At 73.9% G+C, this 16119-nt stretch carries 19 protein-coding genes; 15 read left to right on the forward strand and 4 right to left on the reverse strand.

What is annotated here, in order from left to right:
• Positions 1-62 precede the first annotated feature (62 nt).
• Positions 63-1154: an epoxide hydrolase family protein gene (locus IRY44_RS22095; protein WP_194802152.1), complete on the forward strand. Its 1092-nt coding sequence runs from the start codon at positions 63-65 to the stop codon at positions 1152-1154.
• Positions 1155-1163: 9 nt separating this feature from the next.
• Here the strand turns inward: IRY44_RS22095 and IRY44_RS22100 are convergent, their stop codons facing one another.
• Positions 1164-1649: a carboxymuconolactone decarboxylase family protein gene (locus tag IRY44_RS22100; protein ID WP_194802153.1), complete on the reverse strand. Its 486-nt coding sequence runs from the start codon at positions 1647-1649 to the stop codon at positions 1164-1166.
• 167 nt (positions 1650-1816) lie between these two features.
• On the opposite strand from IRY44_RS22100, the gene IRY44_RS22105 reads away from it, so the two are divergent.
• Both IRY44_RS22105 and IRY44_RS22110 read left to right on the forward strand, forming a co-directional pair.
• Positions 1817-2698: an RNA polymerase sigma-70 factor gene (locus IRY44_RS22105; RefSeq protein WP_194802154.1), complete on the forward strand. Its 882-nt coding sequence runs from the start codon at positions 1817-1819 to the stop codon at positions 2696-2698.
• Positions 2699-2724: 26 nt separating this feature from the next.
• Entirely contained in the window at positions 2725-3018 is a 294-nt protein-coding gene (locus IRY44_RS22110; protein WP_194802155.1) for a hypothetical protein, read from the forward strand.
• Between the two features lie 8 nt (positions 3019-3026).
• Here IRY44_RS22110 and IRY44_RS22115 read toward each other — a convergent pair whose 3' ends face one another.
• Positions 3027-3800 carry an SAM-dependent methyltransferase gene (locus tag IRY44_RS22115; protein ID WP_194802156.1) on the reverse strand — a complete coding sequence of 258 codons (774 nt, stop codon included), beginning with the start codon at positions 3798-3800 and terminating at the stop codon, positions 3027-3029.
• A 116-nt stretch (positions 3801-3916) separates the two neighbouring features.
• On the opposite strand from IRY44_RS22115, the gene IRY44_RS22120 reads away from it, so the two are divergent.
• The gene (locus IRY44_RS22120) at positions 3917-4399 is read left to right on the forward strand and encodes a hypothetical protein (protein WP_194802157.1); all 483 of its coding nucleotides are present in this window, start codon (positions 3917-3919) and stop codon (positions 4397-4399) included.
• Here the strand turns inward: IRY44_RS22120 and IRY44_RS22125 are convergent.
• Both IRY44_RS22125 and IRY44_RS22130 read right to left on the reverse strand, forming a co-directional pair.
• Entirely contained in the window at positions 4372-6747 is a 2376-nt protein-coding gene (locus IRY44_RS22125) for a glycoside hydrolase family 65 protein (RefSeq protein ID WP_194802158.1), read from the reverse strand. The two genes, IRY44_RS22120 and IRY44_RS22125, sit on opposite strands and share 28 nt — an antisense overlap.
• Positions 6748-6855: 108 nt before the next feature.
• Complete coding sequence (locus IRY44_RS22130) at positions 6856-7632, reverse strand: A24 family peptidase (RefSeq protein WP_194802159.1); 777 nt, start codon at positions 7630-7632, stop codon at positions 6856-6858.
• A 558-nt stretch (positions 7633-8190) separates the two neighbouring features.
• Here IRY44_RS22130 and IRY44_RS22135 point away from each other — a divergent pair.
• The 11 genes from IRY44_RS22135 to IRY44_RS22185 are packed head-to-tail and all read left to right on the forward strand — an operon-like array spanning position 8191 to position 16107.
• Complete coding sequence (locus IRY44_RS22135) at positions 8191-8757, forward strand: hypothetical protein (protein ID WP_194802160.1); 567 nt, start codon at positions 8191-8193, stop codon at positions 8755-8757.
• The gene (locus IRY44_RS22140; RefSeq protein WP_194802161.1) at positions 8751-9710 is read left to right on the forward strand and encodes a hypothetical protein; all 960 of its coding nucleotides are present in this window, start codon (positions 8751-8753) and stop codon (positions 9708-9710) included. The genes IRY44_RS22135 and IRY44_RS22140 overlap by 7 nt, the downstream gene beginning before the upstream one ends.
• Positions 9707-10375 carry an SAF domain-containing protein gene (locus IRY44_RS22145; protein WP_194802162.1) on the forward strand — a complete coding sequence of 223 codons (669 nt, stop codon included), beginning with the start codon at positions 9707-9709 and terminating at the stop codon, positions 10373-10375. Before IRY44_RS22140 ends, IRY44_RS22145 begins: the two co-directional genes overlap by 4 nt.
• Complete coding sequence (locus tag IRY44_RS22150) at positions 10375-11208, forward strand: ParA family protein (RefSeq protein ID WP_194802163.1); 834 nt, start codon at positions 10375-10377, stop codon at positions 11206-11208. Before IRY44_RS22145 ends, IRY44_RS22150 begins: the two co-directional genes overlap by 1 nt.
• Complete coding sequence (locus IRY44_RS22155; protein ID WP_194802164.1) at positions 11198-12736, forward strand: CpaF family protein; 1539 nt, start codon at positions 11198-11200, stop codon at positions 12734-12736. The genes IRY44_RS22150 and IRY44_RS22155 overlap by 11 nt, the downstream gene beginning before the upstream one ends.
• A complete protein-coding gene (locus tag IRY44_RS22160) occupies positions 12679-13632 on the forward strand; it encodes a type II secretion system F family protein (protein WP_370584987.1) in 954 nt (317 codons plus the stop codon). Before IRY44_RS22155 ends, IRY44_RS22160 begins: the two co-directional genes overlap by 58 nt.
• Positions 13629-14492, forward strand: coding sequence for a type II secretion system F family protein (locus IRY44_RS22165; RefSeq protein WP_194802166.1), 864 nt, complete (start codon positions 13629-13631; stop codon positions 14490-14492). Before IRY44_RS22160 ends, IRY44_RS22165 begins: the two co-directional genes overlap by 4 nt.
• A gap of 25 nt (positions 14493-14517) precedes the next feature.
• A complete protein-coding gene (locus IRY44_RS22170) occupies positions 14518-14727 on the forward strand; it encodes a hypothetical protein (protein WP_194802167.1) in 210 nt (69 codons plus the stop codon).
• Positions 14727-15209 (forward strand): TadE family protein, encoded by a 483-nt coding sequence (locus tag IRY44_RS22175; protein WP_228532557.1) that lies wholly within the window; start codon positions 14727-14729, stop codon positions 15207-15209. Before IRY44_RS22170 ends, IRY44_RS22175 begins: the two co-directional genes overlap by 1 nt.
• Positions 15206-15679: a TadE/TadG family type IV pilus assembly protein gene (locus IRY44_RS22180; RefSeq protein WP_194802168.1), complete on the forward strand. Its 474-nt coding sequence runs from the start codon at positions 15206-15208 to the stop codon at positions 15677-15679. Before IRY44_RS22175 ends, IRY44_RS22180 begins: the two co-directional genes overlap by 4 nt.
• The gene (locus tag IRY44_RS22185; RefSeq protein ID WP_194802169.1) at positions 15676-16107 is read left to right on the forward strand and encodes a pilus assembly protein TadG-related protein; all 432 of its coding nucleotides are present in this window, start codon (positions 15676-15678) and stop codon (positions 16105-16107) included. The genes IRY44_RS22180 and IRY44_RS22185 overlap by 4 nt, the downstream gene beginning before the upstream one ends.
• Positions 16108-16119: the final 12 nt, after the last annotated feature.

The following is a 16119-nucleotide window of genomic DNA, read 5'->3' on the forward strand; positions in this document are numbered from 1 at the left end:
CCCAACGATCTGCGTTATCGTTTGTCGCACCAACGTTAGTGGCACCAACGATTGGAGCTACCGTGATCGAACCGTTCCGCGTCCACGTCCCCCAGGCCGACCTCGACGACCTGGCCGACCGACTGGACCGCACCCGCTGGCCCGACGAGCTACCGGACGCCGGGTGGGACTACGGCATCCCGCTGACCCGGGTACGCGAGCTGGCCGAACACTGGCGCACCGCGTACGACTGGCGGGAGGCCGAGGCCGAGCTGAACCGGTACCCGCAGTTCACCACCACAATCGACGGGCAGAACATCCACTTCCTGCACGTACGCTCCGCCGACCCGGACGCGTTGCCGCTGATCCTCACCCACGGCTGGCCCGGCTCGGTCGTGGAGTTCCTCGACGTGCTCGGCCCGCTGTCCGAACAGTTCCACCTGGTCGTACCGTCGATCCCGGGATTCGGGTTCTCCGGCCCGACCCGGGAACGCGGCTGGGACGTCGACCGCGTCGCCCGCGCATGGGCCGAGCTGATGCGCCGGCTCGGCTACCGGCGGTACGGCGCACAGGGTGGCGACTGGGGCTCGGTCATCTCCACCCGGCTCGGCGGCATCGACCCGGAGCACGTCGTCGGCGTACACCTGAACTACCTGCCCACGCCCCCGCCACCGGGCTGGACCGGGGAGGCCGCGCTGTCCGGCGAGGACCGCGACCGGCTCGCCCGGATCATGCGGCTCAAGACGCAGCGCCACCCCCACCAGGTGCTCTACGCCAGCCGGCCGCAGACCGTGTCGTACGCACTCAACGACTCACCCGTCGGGCAGCTCGCCTGGATCGCGGAGAAGTTCACCGAGTGGACCGATCCACGCTCGACGGTCAGCGTGGACCGCGTCCTCACCGACGTCTCGGTCCACTGGTTCACCGGCACTGCCGCCTCGTCCGCGCGGCTGGTGCGGGAGAGCGCGTTCGCTGGCCCGCCCGCACCCTGCCCGCCCCCGCTCGGGGTCGCCGTGTTCGCGCACGACATCACCCGGTCCGTCCGGCCGATCGCCGAACTGACGTACACGATCCGGCAGTGGAGCGAGTTCGACCGGGGTGGTCACTTCGCCGCGCTGGAGGTGCCGGAGCTGTTCGCCGACGACGTCCGGTCGTTCTTCTGGAACCTGCGCTGACGGCCGCGCTCAGCTCATCGCCGCCGCGAACATGCCCGGCTCGTACGAGCCGCCGCGCTGGTGCACGAGCACCGCGAACCGGTTCGCCGCGTTGATCAGCCCGAGCAGACACACCAGCGCGGCGATCTGGTCGTCGTCGTAGTGCTTACGCACCTGCTCCCACGTCTCGTCGGACACGCCCTGGTGGGCGTCGGCCAGCCGGGTGCCCTCCTCGGCGAACGCCAGCGCCGCGCACTCGGCCTCGGTGAACACCGTCGACTCACGCCAGGCGGCGACCAGGTTCAGCCGGACCGCGCTCTCGCCGCCCGCCACCGCCTCCTTGGTGTGCATGTCGATGCACCAGCCGCAGCCGTTGATCTGGCTGGCCCGCAACGACACCAGCTCCTGGACGGTGCGGGGCAGCGACGACTGGTGGATCACCAGGCCCGCGCCGGCGAAGCGCTTCATGAACGTCGCCGAGACCGGGTTCTCGAACAGGTTGAATCGGGTCTGCATGGTGGCGCCCTCTCTGCTGGGGTGAGTGTCTGACGACCACGAGATGCCGGGGACGCGTCCGGCGTGACGGCGACGCCGGGTGAGGACCGCCACAGCGACCCGATGTCACACGGCGGCGGCGGGCGGCGTCTGGTGGGGAACGCAACCGAGCGGCGAAGGAGTCAGTCATGGCGGACCCGGCCACCGAGGACTTCCTCGCGCACCGGAACCTGCTCTTCACCGTCGCGTACGAGATGCTCGGCTCGGCCGCCGACGCGGAGGACGTGGTGCAGGAGACCTGGCTGCGGTGGGCCGGCGTCGACCTCGACGAGATCCGGGACCGGCGCGCCTACCTGGTCCGGATCGCCACCCGGCAGGCGCTGTCCCGGCTGCGTACGCTGGGCCGGCGCAAGGAGTCGTACGTCGGCTCGTGGCTGCCCGAACCGCTGCTCACCGCACCCGACGTCGCAGACGACGTGACGCTTGCCGAGAGCGTGTCGATGGCGATGCTGCTGGTGCTGGAGACGCTCACACCGACCGAGCGGGCCGTGTTCGTACTGCGGGAGGTGTTCGACGTCGGCTACGACGAGATCGCCGAGACGGTCGAGCGCACCCCGGTCGCGGTGCGGCAGATCGCGCACCGGGCGCGGGCCCACGTCGCGGCACGCCGCCCCCGGCGTACCGTCCCGGCGGCCGAGGCCCGCGACGCGCTCGACGCGTTCCGGCGGGCGGTCGAGACCGGCGACCTGGACGGGCTGCTCCGCGTCCTTGCCGCGGACGCGGTGCTGGTGGGCGACGGTGGCGGGATCAAGCAGGCGATCGCCCGGCCGGTCACCGGCGGCGACAAGGTGGCCCGCCTGCTCGCGGGCGGCTGGCGCCGGGTCGCGGCCGTGGCGTCGATGGAACCGGTGCAGGTGAACGGCTACCCGGCGCTGCTGGTACGCCTCGACGGCGAGCTGGACACCGTCGTCGCGGTACGCCTCGACGACGGCCTGATCAGCGGCCTCTACGCGGTGCGCAACCCGGAGAAGCTGTCCCACATGACCCGCGAAACGACGCTGCGCCGCTGAGCAGGCGATCGTGCGACGATCGGGCGATGAGCAGCGCCGCCTTCCCCGACGTCAGCGCCCTCGCCATCAACGTCACAGTGCCGGAGGAGTTGCGCTGGACCGACACCCGGCGCGGCGAGGAGTTCACGCTGACCACGCTCAACATCAGGCTGCTGCCGGACGGGCGGCTCGCCGCGAAGGCGTACGGCCGGCCCACGGCTGGGGGACGCGGCGCGTACGTGTCGTTCCGGGTGCCGGACCGGCCGGAGCTGGCCGCGCTCGTGGCGGCGGCGGCAGACCGGGCCGCCGCGCTCTGGGCCGCGCACGGCGGCCTGGACTGACTCCCGCCTCAGCGGCGCACGCCCACCCCGCCGTAGCCGTGCGACACCGCGGCCTGCGGCTCCCCGTCGGGCCGCCAGTCCGCCACCTTGACCAGGCCCGGATCGACCAGCTCGTAGCCGTCGAGGAACCGGGCCACCTCGTCGCGCGTGCGGGGCACCAGCGGGGAACTGCTGCGGCGGTAGATCGCGGTGCCCTGCTCGGTGGGCAACGTCGGCAGGCCGTCCAGGGTGAGGTGGGACAGCGCGAGCACGCTGCCCGGGACCGTCGCGTCGCGCAGCGTCGCCACCGCCGCGTACGGGGCGTCGGCGTCCGGCACGAAGTGCAGCACCGCGAGCAGCAGCACCGCGACCGGCTCGCTCAGGTCGATGGTGGCCCGCAACGTCGGGTCGGCCAGCAGCTCGTCGGGACGCCGCAGGTCGCCCTGGAGCACGACGGTGCGGCCGTCGGTGGGCAGCAACCGCCGGGCGTACGCGACGGCGACCTCGTCGTGGTCGACGTAGACCACCCGGGCGTCGGGGCGGATCGCGCGGACCACCTCGTGCACGTTGCCCTGGGTCGGCAGGCCGGCGCCGATGTCGAGGAACTGGCGGACGCCCTGCTCGGCCGCCCAGCGCACGACCCGGCGCAGGAACGCGCGGTTGCTCTGCGCGGCGACGCCGGTGTCCGGGAAGATCTTCAGGACCTCCTCGGCGGCAGCGCGGTCGGCGGCGAAGTTGTGGCAGCCGCCCAGGTAGTAGTCGTACATCCGGGCGACATTGGGTCGGTTCTCAGCCTCCGTCACGCCTCGATGTCTAGCACTCTGCGCGACACACCGCTGACCCGTCGTGTCGACGATCCGGCCGATCCCGGCCGCCACCTGGTACGACGGTGGGACACGCCGGCGCGAGGAGGTACCCGATGACAGGTGAACGGGAGACAGTGGAGGTCGAGCCGGCGGTGTTCCGCGCCGTCTACGACTCGCCCGCGTCACTACCAGGGCAGCACCGGTGGACCACCCCGGAGGCGGACGTGCGGCGGCTGGAGAAGCTGCTGAACATGCCCGCGCGCACGATCGGCGCACCGCTGTGGGTCAGCGGCGACGAACCGGACTGCCCGAAGTGCGGGCGGCGGGTCACCTGGTACGACATCGTCGCGTCCGCGCTGCACGGCGTACACGACCACACGATGATCGCGCGAGTGATCCTCGGCGACCGTAAGTACGTGAACACCGAGGTGCCGGACGCGATCTCCGGTGTCCACTGTGCCGACTGCCGCACCCCGATCACCGGGCTGCGCAGCTTCAAGTGCCACAACTGGGCGTACGCGTTCGAGGCGCTGGAGGAAGTAGTCGCCCGGATGTCCGGCCTGCCGGCTCAGTCGTCGCCGCCGGCCGCCTCCTGAGCGCGCCGTTCCGGACGGCGGCCGGGCGGGGCCTGCGGCTCGGGGCCGGGATCGGGCACCGGCGGCATCGGCCGGGTGACCGGCCCGTCGCCGGTGACGCGGAACTGTTCGCCGTGGTGCCACAGCTCCACCGCGTCGCCCGGCCCGGCGTCCGGCAGCTCGTAGCGGGCCTCCTGCGGCGTGAGCGTGACCCGCAGCCGGTGCCCGTGCCGGCGCAGGTGGAACGCCAGCCGGGTGATCGGCCGGGGTAGCCGAGGCTCGAACGCGAGCACGCCCCGGTCGTCGCGCAGCCCGCCGAAGCCCTGCGCCACCACCAGCCAGGCGCCGGCCAGGGACGCCAGGTGCAGCCCGTCGGCGGTCTTGTCGCCCAGGTCGGCGAGGTCCTGGAACGCCGTCTCGGCGAACAGGTCGTACGCCAGGTCGAGGTGCCCGACCTCGGCGGCGAGGATCGCCTGCGCGGACGCCGACAGCGACGAGTCCCGGACGGTCCGCGCCTCGTAGTAGGCGACGTTGCGCGTCTTCTCCTCGGCGGTGAACTCCCCCGGGCAGCGCAGCATGGCCAGCACCAGGTCGGCCTGCTTGACCACCTGCTTGCGGTACAGCTCCTGGTAGGGGAAGTGCAGCAGCAGCGGGTAGTCGTCCTCGCCGGTGCCGGCGAAGTCCCACTCCGGCTGCGCGGTGAATCCGGCCGACTGCTCGTGCACGCCGCGCTTGCCGTCGTACGGGACGAACATGGCGTCGGCGGCGGCCCGCCAGCCGGCCACCTCGGCGGCGTCGACGCCCAGCCGCGCGGCCACGTCCGGGCAGCCCTCGGCGGCGTCGGCGGCGCCGCGCAGGTTGCGCCGGGCCATCAGGTTGGTGAAGACGTTGTCGTCGACCAGCGCGGAGTACTCGTCCGGGCCGGTGACGCCGGTGAGGTGGAACGCGCCGCCGTCGTCGAAGTGGCCGTAGCCGTGCCACAGCCGGGCGGTCTCGATCAGCACCTCGGCGCCGCACTCGGCGAGGAACGCGGTGTCGCCGGTGGCCGCCACGTACCGCAGCACCGCGTCGGCGATGTCGGCGTTGACGTGCAGGCCCGCGCTGCCGGCCGGCCAGTAGCCGGAGCACTCCCGGCCGCTGAGCGTCCGCCACGGGTAGGTGGCACCGGTCAGGCGCAGCTCCGCCGCCCGGTCGCGGGCCTCGGGCAGGTGGGCGTGCCGCCAGCGCAGCGCCGAGCGGGCCAGTTCCGGCGCCAGGTACGTCAGCACCGGCAGCACGTAGCCCTCGGTGTCCCAGAGCACGTGGCCGTCGTAGCCGTTTCCGGTCAGCCCCTTCGCCGGGATGGTCCGGTCGCCGTCGGCGCGGCCGGACTGAAGCAGGTGGAACACCGAGAACCGGACCGCGAGTTGCAGCTCCGGGTCGCCGTCCAGCTCGACGTCGGCGGTGGCCCACGCCGCGTCGAGCGCGGCGCGCTGCTCGGCGAGCAGGACGTCGAACCCGTCGTCCCGGGCCGTGTCCGCCTCCGCGACGACCAGGCCGGCCAGCTCACCGGCCGGGGTGCCGTCGACGTCCGCGCACTCGTACGCGGCGAACCGGGTGACCCGGATCCGCTCGCCCTGGCGTACCGGACCGGACAGCGCCAGCCGGAACCGGTCGGCGGTCAGCTCGGTGTCGGTGGCGATCTCGTCGGACGCCTCGACCCGGTGCGCGACGGCGACGGCGACCCGCTGGCCGCTGCGCCCGGTCCGGTGCACGAGCACACCGTCGAGGCCGTCGTCGCGGCGGATCTCGCCGGTGAGCGGGTCGTGGATCACCGAGGCGGCCCGGGGGTCGTCGGCGCGTTCCGGCACCCGCTGGTTGGCGAGCAGGTCGGCGCCGACCCGCAGCCGGACCGGCTCGTCCAGCGGCTCAACAGACCAGTCGACGGCGGCGACCGGACGGCGGATCAGCGAGACCAGGCGGGTGCTGCGGATCCGCACACCCCGGCCACCCGGCGAGACCCACTCGGTCTCCCGGCGGAGCACCCCGGCGCGCAGGTCCAGCTCCTGGTGGTGCCGCCGGATCGTGCCGGTGCCCAGGTCCAGCGGCTCGTCGTCCACCCAGAGCCGGATCAGGGCGGCGTTCGGCGCGCTGATCACGGTGTCGCTGCGTTCCGGGAACCCGTACCCGCTCTCCGGGTAGGTCAGGTCGTGCTGCTCGTGGAACCCGTTGAGGTAGCTGCCGGGCATGCCGCAGGGCTCGCCCTCGTCGAGCGTCCCGCGCCAGCCCACCCAGCCGTTGGCGAGCGCGAAGACGGACTCGGTCTCGCCCAGCCGGTCCAGGTCCGCGCTCGTGCGCCGGATCCGCCAACCGTCGTCGCCGTGCGGCACGTGCCCTCCCGAGTCCGAAGCCTGGACCGCCACCGAACCAGACCCGGCTGGGAGGTGGCTGGGACTCCGATACCCGTGGCGAACCCGCCCGCACCTGCGGGTGGCCGATCACACCATGACGAGCACCAGCGTGGCGGCGGTGCCGAGCACCAGGAACGGGCCAAACGGCAGGTGCCCGGACCAGCGGACCCGCCGGGCGGCGAGCAGCGCCACCCCGGCCGACCCGGCGAGGAGCAGCGCGAGCACCAGCCCGGCCACCAGCACCGGCCAGCCGTACCAGCCGAGCAGCGCGCCCGCGCCGAGCGCCAGCTTGGCGTCGCCGAGACCGAAGCCGCGCCGCCCGAACAGCAGCGTGGTCGCGGCGAAGCCGCCGCCGAGCGCCAGGGCGGCCAGGACGGCGCGTACCAGCGGGTCGACGCCAGGGCCGGTCAGCGCGGCCACCCCGAGCAGCGCCCACACGCCGGCGGCGGCCGGCCAGGTGAGCCGGTCGGGCAGGCGGTGCGCCATCGCGTCCACGATCGTCATCGGCACCGCCCAGACCAGCCACCACGCCAGCGCCAGCCGGGCGGCGGGCGCGCCGCCGGTGAACACCGGGACGGCCACCGCGAGCAGCAACGCCACCTCCACCACCGCGGGTGCCGCGCCGACCCGGGCCCGGCAGGCCGGGCACCGGGCCGCGGGGCCGAGCGCCGGCAGCGGCCGGTCCAGCCCGATCGACGCGCCGCAGCCGTCGCACGCCGTCCGGTCCGGACACCCCGGCGGTACGGCGTAGCGCGCCACCGCCAGCCGGAGCAGGGGTACGACAGTCAGGGCGGCGGCCAGCCGGGCGCTCGGACGGCGGGCATCGGCCACCGGTCCGGTGCGCCGCACCCGTTCAGCCGTCATGCCGGATCCCCCGTCCGGTCGCCGTGCGTTCCGTCGTGGGACACGCAGAGTGATTTATCGATCGCGCGGATGTGACGGGGGAAGCCCGCGGCGGCGTGCGGCGCGACGCGCGACAGGCCGGGACGGGCCACGGCGTGGGCGCTGCCGAACCGGCGGGACGGATCGGACGAGCGGCACACTCCCCACCCATACCGGCGGCCTGTCGGCACCGCCGCGGGGCGTACGGGTGAGCACACACCAGCCGGCCCGGAACCCCGCCGAAGCCCGCTCGTCACCGTGGTGACACACACCGGCCACCACCTCCCGTCTTCACTCACCGTGTTCACGTGAATTGCCTCTGTTGCATCGGCGGACGTGAGCCTATGCTCGCCCCTTGGGTACGACGCAACCCCCGATCAATTGGCGTCGGAGGAGCAAGGGCCAGAATCCGCAGCGATCAGTACAGGTCAATACAAGTGGTGGCGACGGGGGCCCGGAGTGACAGTTCCGGGCGCGCTTCCGCATGCCCGGAGCGGGTCGGCGTGATCGCCCCGGGCCGGCACCGAGGAGGGATCGGCGTTGCGCACACGGCAATCCCGCCGATGGGAAATCTTCCTGCTCAGCCTCGTGCTGGTGGTCGGCTCGACCGGCTGCGGCACCGAGCCGGAGGCGGCGACCGGTCCGCTGACCGGCCGCGCCGCCGCACCCGCCGCCCATTCCAGCGCCGAGGAAGACGCGGCCGGAAAAGCGGCTCTGGCCGCCTATTCCGGCTATCTCGACGCGTCCCGGGCGGCCAGTGCGCGCAGCGATCCGTCCCATCCCGCTCTGACCCGTTTTCTGGCTGATCCGCTGCTGACTCGGGTCCGAATGGCGATTCTCGACGCGAAGGAGCACGGCGCGATGCGTACCGGGAAACTGCTCTCCGACCCCGAGGTCGTGTCGGTCGACCTGACCGCGCGCCCGCCCACCGTCGAGATCCAGGACTGCCTGGACGCGAGCGGCTACCGGCTCGTCTACGCCAAGGACCGCAAGGCCGTGCCCGGCACGCGCGGCGGGCGCTACCTGGCCACCGCCACTGCGGTCCGGTACCCGGACGGCCGGTGGCGCGTCAACGGCGGCGCCGCGCACCAGGACCAGCCGTGCTGACCTGGGGAGGAAGGGGTGTCCCGGCCCGGCCGGCCCGGGCCGGGACGCTCCGCCGGCTGCTGCTCGCCGCCGGCCTGGCCGCGCTGCTGACGCTCACCGGCGCACCCGCCCGCGCCGCCGATCCGGGCGGCTCGTGCCCGCCGGAACAGACCGACTGCGACGTCTGGGACGACGACCCCGGCATCCCCGGCGGACCGGGTGGGCCGGGTGGCGGCGGAGACAACGGCGGCGGGGGCGGCAACGGCGGCAGCACCCCGAAGTGCCAGTGGAACGGCCGGGCCATCCCCTGCTACAACGCGGCGCTCGGCTGGTTCAACAACGCCGACGGCTGCTACTACAAGCTCGCCGAGCCGCAGAACGAAGCGCCTCCCGGCAAGCAGTGGTACCAACTGACCTGCAACGGCGGCGACACCAGCCCGGGCAGCATGCGCCAGGAACTCCTGGACGCCCCGCCGCCCGGCTACGGCGCGCCGCCGGACCCGGAGGAACTGGCCCGCCGCGCGCTGGCCTCGATCTCGCTGCTCCCGCCCCGAGCCGCCGTGGCACCCCGGCGCAGTCAGGGCCCCGGCCTGGTCGGGCTGCCCGTCTGGATGTGGGCCAGCCCGGGCGAGGCGTACTTCGGGCCGCTGTCCGCGTCCGCCTCCGACCGGGGGCTGACCGTGGAGATCACCGCGAAGGTGGACCGGATCGTCTGGCACATGTCCGACGACATCGACGTCACCTGCGACGGACCGGGCACGCCGTACCGGGCGAACGGGCCGAGGGCCGGCTCCACCTCCCCGGACTGCGGCCTCGACCAGGGCTATCCGGAGGCCGACACCTACGAGGTGAGCGCCACGACGTTCTGGACCGTCGAGTGGTCCGGCGGCGGCGAGAGCGGCGTGATCGCCCAGAGCCGGTCCAGCGGCGTCGTCTCGGTACAGATCAACGAGCTTCAGGTGGTGACCCGATGAGTGTCGTGGCAGCCCGCAACGGAACCCCGGTGGAGGCACCCGTCGCACCGCCGAAGGTGGTCCGGCAACGACGCGTCCGACCCGGCCTGCTCGGCCTGGCAGTCCTGCTGATCGCCCTCGGCGGTCTGGGCGCCGCGTTCGCTGTCACCTCGGTCCGCTCCACCGGCACGTACCTGGCCGTGGCCCGGGCGGTCGACGTGGGACAGCAACTCAGCGCCGACGACCTGGTGCCGGTACGCGTCTCCGGCGGCCGGGAACTCCGGCCGGTGCCCGCCGACCGGATGGACGAGGTGCTGGGGTTGCGGGCCGCCGTCCGGCTCACCCCGGGCACGCTGCTCACCGAGGCGCAGCTCACCGAAGCCCCACTGCTCGGCGCCGGTCAGCAGCAGATCGCGCTGGGGCTGAAACCCGAGCAGGTGCCGGCCCGCAAGCTGCACCCCGGCGACAAGGTGCTGCTGGTCAGCACGCCGTCGAACGCCACCGGCGGCGGCGCCGACGCGTCCCGTGGCGGCGGCACCCGGTTCGAGGGCACCGTGATCGACACAGCCACGCCGCAGAACGGCGACGTGGTCGTCTACCTGGCGCTCGCCGTACGGGACGTGCCCGCTGTCGTGGCGCTCGCAGCCGACGACCGGATCGCGCTCGTGCTCACCGAGGCAGCCTGATGGCGATCATCGCCCTGGTCTCGGCGAAGGGGTCGCCGGGCGTCACCACCGCCGCGCTCGCCGCCGCGCTGAGCTGGCACCGGCGGCTCGTGCTGGCCGAGTGCGACCCCGCAGGCGGCTCGATCCTCGCCGGTTACCTCGGCGGGGCGCTGGACGGCCCGCGCGGCATCGGTGAGCTGGCGGTGGGCGAGCTGCGCGACGGCAGCCTGGAGCACGCATTCTGGTCCCAGCTGGTCGACCTGGACGCGCCCCGCCGCGAGCGGCTGCTGCTACCTGGCGTCGTGGACCCGGCCCAAGCCGGCAGCGTGATCCCGCTCTGGCAGCGCTTCGCCGACTACTTCACCGGACTGGAGCGGGGCGAACCGCCGTACGACGTGCTGGTCGACTGTGGCCGGCTGGCGGTGGGCGGTCCACCGTGGCCGCTGCTGCGGGCCGCCGCCGTGGTGCTGCTCGTCACCCGCGCGCACCTGCCCGACCTCTCCGCCACCAGGGCCACCGCCCGCGCGATCGAACGGGACCTCACCGAGCACCGCCTACCGCCCGGCACGCTGCGGCTCCTCGTCGTCGGGGACGGGCACGGCACCAGCGAGATCAGCAAGGCGCTCCGGCTGCCGGTGATCGCCCGCCTGCCGCACGACCCGCGTACCGCCGAGGTGCTCGCCCACGGCGGCACCGTACGGGCGAACCGGCCGCTGATGCGCGCGGCCGGCGCCCTGGAGGTGCCGGTACGGGCGCTGCTGGACCGGCGGCGCGCCCGGCTGGCCTGGCCCGGGGCGACCACACCGCGCGCGGTGACCGCGCCGAGCGTGCCGGGGGTGTCCGGTGCGGTTTGAGCCGGTCTCCCACGACCCGCGCGTCCAGCAGCCGGGCGTCGTCTCCACCGTCCCGCCGCTGGCCCCGCCGAACGGGCGGCACCACGTACCCGGTCCGATGCCCGCCGCGTCGGCGCCACCGCCACGCCCCCGGGTCGACTTCGCAGTGGTCCGCGAGCTGCGCCGGGAACTGAGCGAGCGGCTCACCCACTGGCAGCGCGGACGCGAGTTCGACGCCGACGCCGAGGAGGTCGAGCGCGCCCGGCTGGCGGTAGCCGTGGTGTCCGCGTACGCCGACTCGGTACGCCGGGCCGGCACCCCGATGGCCGCCGACGAGGAGCGGCTGCTGCTCGACCAGGTGACTGCCGAACTCGTCGGGCTGGGCCGGCTCCAGACGCTGCTCGTCGACGACAGCATCGAGGAGGTGCACATCCTCGGCTGCGACCAGGTGCGCATCACCCGGCACGGCGGCGGCGTCGACTGGGCCGAGCCGATCGCCGAGACCGACGACGAACTGGTGGAGATCCTCCAGGCTGCGGCCCGCCGGGCGGGTGCCACCGAGCGGTCGCTGTCCACCTCGAAGCCCACGCTCGACCTGCAACTTCCCGACGGCAGCCGGCTCGCCGCCGTGTTCCTGGTCAGCCACCGCCCGTACGCGGTGATCCGCAAGCACAACACGCTCGAAGTGAGCCTGGAGGACATCGCGGGCGGCCGGCCCGACCTGGACGAGATGATCGACCCGCTGCTGCGCGACTTCCTCCGCGCGTCCATGCGGGCCGGGCTGAACATCATGGTCGCCGGGCTCGCCGGGGCCGGGAAGACCACAGTCATCCGCGCGCTGATGGACGAGATCCCGGCCGACGAACCGTACGTGCTGCTGGAGGAGAGCCGGGAACTGCTGCCGGCCCGGCGCGGGCACAAGCACCGGGCGGTGATGAGCTTCGAGTCCCGGGAGGGGCACGGCGAGCGCGGCGCGGACGGGCGGCCGGCGGGTGAGGTCAGCATCGCCGACCTGATCCCGGTGTCGCTGCGCATGGGCGTGCTGCGGATCATCGTCGGCGAGGTGCGGTCCCGTGAGATCGTGCCGATGCTCCAGGCGATGACCACCAGCCGCGGGTCGATGTGCACCATCCACGCGCGTACCCCCTCGGGGGTGAGCGAACGCATCATCGAGCTGGCGCTGTCGCACGGCCGGGAGATGACTGTCGACCAGGCCCGCCGGATGGCCGGCAACGCGCTCGACCTGATCGTCTACGTGACGGTCGAGGACGAGACAGCGATCGGCGGGCGCAAGCACCGGTTCGTCTCGCACGTCGAGGAGGTCATCGGCGTCGGCGAGGGCAACCGGATCACCACGACCACCGTCTTCGGCCCCGGCCCGGACGGCCGGGCGGTCCCCCGTCACCTGCCCGAACGCATCCGCGACCAACTGCTGCGCGTCGGCTACGACGCCCGCCTGCTCACCCGGTTCGTCGAGGCAGGCATGGGCGCGTGGCGGCGTCCCCGGCACACCCGCCTCGGGGCGCGGCCGAACGGAGGCCCGGCGTGACGCAGATCGAACTGATCGCCCTGGTCTCCGGCGCCGCGTGCATGGCCGGGCTGGTGCTGACAGTCGTCGCGCTCGTCGGCACCCGGCGGCCACCGGGTCCGGCACCCGGTACCGGGCCGGGCCTGAGCCGGCTCTGGACCGGCTCCGGCGCGAGCCGCGCCGACCAGCGCCGCTACCAGCTCCTGCTCGGCGCCGCTGTGGTCGCCGGGGCGGCGGCGTTCCTGCTCACCGGGCTGCCGGTGGTCGGCCTGCTGGTGGTGCTCGCGGTGCCGGGCGTGCCGTGGCTGTTCGCGGTCGGCCGGGCCGAGCAGCGGGCCATCGCCCGGGTCGAAGCCGTAGGCGAGTGGACCCGCCGGCTCAAGGACATCTCGGCCACCGGCCAGGGACTCCAACAGGCGATCATCGGCACCATCGCCACCGCGCCGGAGGAGATCCAGGAGGAGGTACGCACACTCGCCGCCCGCCTCCAGGCCGGCTGGCTGGCCCGCTCCGCGCTGCTCGCCTTCGCCGACGAGATCGCCGATCCGGTCGCCGACCAGGTGGTGGCCGCGCTGATCCTGCACCTCACCGACCGGGGCGAGCGCCTCGGCGACGTGCTCGGGTCGATCGCCGGCGCCGCCTCGGCCGAGGTGGCGACCCGGCGCGAGGTCGAGGCGAAGCGCACCCAGCCCCGGTTCGCGGTCCGCTTCCTCACCGGCATGACGCTGGCGACGCTCGCGTACGGGCTGGTGAACAGCGACTACATCCGTCCCTACGGGACGGTGACGGGTCAGCTCGTGATGGCGGTGCTCGGTGCGGCGTTCGTCGGCCTGCTGGTCTGGGTGCGCTCGATGAGCCAGCCGCCCCGGCCGGCGCGGTTCCTGCCGGCGCCCGACCTGGACGAGGCGATCGCATGATCCTCAACTGGCAGATGGCGATCGGGGTGCTCGGCGGGTGCGCGGTCGGGCTCGGGCTGTTCCTGGTCGTCCGCGAGGCGCTGCCGGCCACCCCGGCGCTCGGCCCGGCGCTGCGCCGGCTGCACCAGCCGCCCGGTCAGGCCCCGGCCGTCGGTGCCGGGCCGGACTGGCTCGGCGGGTTCGCCCGCTGGCTGCGCCCGCCGCACCGGCAACTCGCCCTGCTCGACCGCACCCCCGAGCAGTACGCGCTGTCGGTGCTGCTGTCCGCGCTCATCGGGTTCGCCACCCCGGCGGTCGCCTCGGCGGTGCTCTTCGTCGGCGGGGTGGCGCTGCCGGTGGCCGTACCGGTGGTGGCCAGCCTGGGCCTGGCGCTCGGCGCCGGGCTGCTCGCGCACCGCGCGGTCCTCGCCAAGGCCGACGCCGCCCGGGACGAGTTCCGGCAGGCGGTCTGCACCTACCTCGACCTGGTGGCGTTGCAGCTGTCCGCCGCGCACGGCCCGGTGCAGTCGCTGGAGCGCGCGGCGGCGGTCTGCGACGGCTGGGTCTTCGACCGGATCCGGGAGGCGCTGCGGCTCGCCCAGCTCCAGATGCACTCGCCCTGGGACGAGTTGCAGGAACTGGCCGAGCGGATCGGCATCCCGGAGCTGGGCGACGTGGGCGCCATCATGCGCTCCTCCGGCAGCGAGGGCGCCCAGGTGCACGAGACGTTGCGGTCCCGTGCCGACTCGCTGCGCGACCAGATCCGTACCGACAACCTGGCCCGGGCCGAGGGGGTCACCAGCAAGTTGGACATCCCCGGCTCGCTGCTGGTGTTCGTCCTGCTCGGCTTCGCCGTCTATCCGTTCCTCGCCCGTCTGTGAACCCACCTTCGAGAAGGAGACGACCATGCACCTCTACGCCTACCTGTACGTGGCGGTGAGCACCCGCCTCGCCGAGCTGCGCCGCGACTCCGAGCGCGGCGACAGCCCGGTGCCGACCGCGGTGATCATCTTCGGCCTGGTCGCGGTGGCCATGGCGGTCACCGGGCTCGCCCTGGCCAAGGCGAACAACTGGATGAACGCCATCCCGGACAACACGGCGCCGCAGGCCCCGTGATGCAGCGCCCCGTCCGTACGGCCCGGAGCCGGCCGGCGTCTGCCGGCCGGCCCGCCGGTCCGCCCGGTCCGGGGCGGATCGCCGCTGCCCTGCGCGCCCGCCTGGCCGAGGGCGAGCGGGGCGCCAACCCGGTCGAGCTGGCCGTGGTGATGCCGGTGATCCTGGTGATGTTGTTCGGCTCGATCCAGGTCGCCGTCTGGTTCGTGGCCCGGTCCACCGCGCTGAACGCCGCGCAGACCGCTGTGAACGCGCAGCGCACGATCGACGCCGGGCCGGACGCCGGCCGGCAGCGGGCGATCAGCTTCCTGCAACAGTCCGGGGACTGGCTGGTCGGCTGGGAGCAGACCGGCCCGACCTGCGTCGAGAGCGCCACCGGCGTCACCTGCACGGTGCAGGGACGCTCCCTGTCGGTCATCCCGGGCGTCTCGTTCGAGGTCACGCAGACCGCGCACGGCCCGGCCGAACGCTGGACCACCGGATGAGCGGCGGGCCGCGGCGGGACCGGGGTTCCGTCTCGATCGAGGTGGCGGTGCTCGCGCCCGCCTTCATCGGACTGATGGTGCTGGCCGGGGTCGCCGGGCGGACCGCGATCGCGGACGAGGCGGTGGAGTCGGCCGCCCACGACGCCGCCCGGGCCGCCTCACTCGCCCGCAACGCCGACGACGGTGCGGAGGCCGCCGAGGAGGCGGCCCAGGACCAGCTCGGCTGGGCGGGACTGAACTGCACCGGCCCACCCCAGATCGATCTCGCGGGCTCCGTGGCCGGGACGACGACGAGCTTCGCCGCCGCGTACGCAAGCGCCGCAGGCATGCCGGCGACCGTGACGGTCACGGTGACCTGCACCGTCTCCTTCGACGACCTGAGCGCGCCCGGCCTGCCCGGCGTGCCGGGCGGCAAGACCGTCTCGGCGAGGTTCACCTCGCCGCTGGACACGTACCGGAGTCGCGGATGACCGGGCGGCGCGAGGCGGAGAGCGGCCGGGTGAGCCTGTTCCTGGCCGTGGCGATGACGGGCGTACTGGCGATCATCGGCCTCGCCTACGACGGCGCGGGTCAACTGCGCACACTTCAGCGCGCGGACAACCTGGCCGCCGAAGCGGCCCGCGCCGGCGGCCAGATGATCGACCGCGCGCGGGCCATCGAGGGCGGCCCGAAGCAGATCGACCAGGTCGCCGCCCGCGCCGCTGTCGCCACCTACCTGAACGCCGCGGGCGGCGTCCAGGACCACGAGGTCGAGTTCCCGGTGGTCGGCACCGAGACCCAGATCCGGGTGAGCGTGCAGATCACCTACAGCCGGGACCTGCTGAGTCTGTTCGGCGTGCAAGAGACCGCCACCGTCACCGGTGAGGCCACCGCTCGGGCCCTCACCGGACCACCGTAGGAAGGGAAGGCC

Origin of the sequence: Micromonospora sp. ANENR4, assembly GCF_015354395.1 — a bacterium.
Taxonomy (GTDB): Bacteria; Actinomycetota; Actinomycetes; order Mycobacteriales; family Micromonosporaceae; genus Micromonospora; species Micromonospora aurantiaca.

Bases quoted from the DNA above. Each gene is read 5' to 3' on its own strand.
- IRY44_RS22170 (WP_194802167.1), top strand. From the start codon at position 14,518: ATGCACCTCTACGCCTACCTGTACGTGGCGGTGAGCACCCGCCTCGCC.
- IRY44_RS22100 (WP_194802153.1), bottom strand. From the start codon at position 1,649: ATGCAGACCCGATTCAACCTGTTCGAGAACCCGGTCTCGGCGACGTTC.
- IRY44_RS22120 (WP_194802157.1), top strand. From the start codon at position 3,917: ATGACAGGTGAACGGGAGACAGTGGAGGTCGAGCCGGCGGTGTTCCGC.
- IRY44_RS22175 (WP_228532557.1), top strand. From the start codon at position 14,727: ATGCAGCGCCCCGTCCGTACGGCCCGGAGCCGGCCGGCGTCTGCCGGC.
- IRY44_RS22145 (WP_194802162.1), top strand. From the start codon at position 9,707: ATGAGTGTCGTGGCAGCCCGCAACGGAACCCCGGTGGAGGCACCCGTC.
- IRY44_RS22130 (WP_194802159.1), bottom strand. From the start codon at position 7,632: ATGACGGCTGAACGGGTGCGGCGCACCGGACCGGTGGCCGATGCCCGC.
- IRY44_RS22105 (WP_194802154.1), top strand. From the start codon at position 1,817: ATGGCGGACCCGGCCACCGAGGACTTCCTCGCGCACCGGAACCTGCTC.
- IRY44_RS22110 (WP_194802155.1), top strand. From the start codon at position 2,725: ATGAGCAGCGCCGCCTTCCCCGACGTCAGCGCCCTCGCCATCAACGTC.
- IRY44_RS22185 (WP_194802169.1), top strand. From the start codon at position 15,676: ATGACCGGGCGGCGCGAGGCGGAGAGCGGCCGGGTGAGCCTGTTCCTG.
- IRY44_RS22150 (WP_194802163.1), top strand. From the start codon at position 10,375: ATGGCGATCATCGCCCTGGTCTCGGCGAAGGGGTCGCCGGGCGTCACC.
- IRY44_RS22180 (WP_194802168.1), top strand. From the start codon at position 15,206: ATGAGCGGCGGGCCGCGGCGGGACCGGGGTTCCGTCTCGATCGAGGTG.
- IRY44_RS22165 (WP_194802166.1), top strand. From the start codon at position 13,629: ATGATCCTCAACTGGCAGATGGCGATCGGGGTGCTCGGCGGGTGCGCG.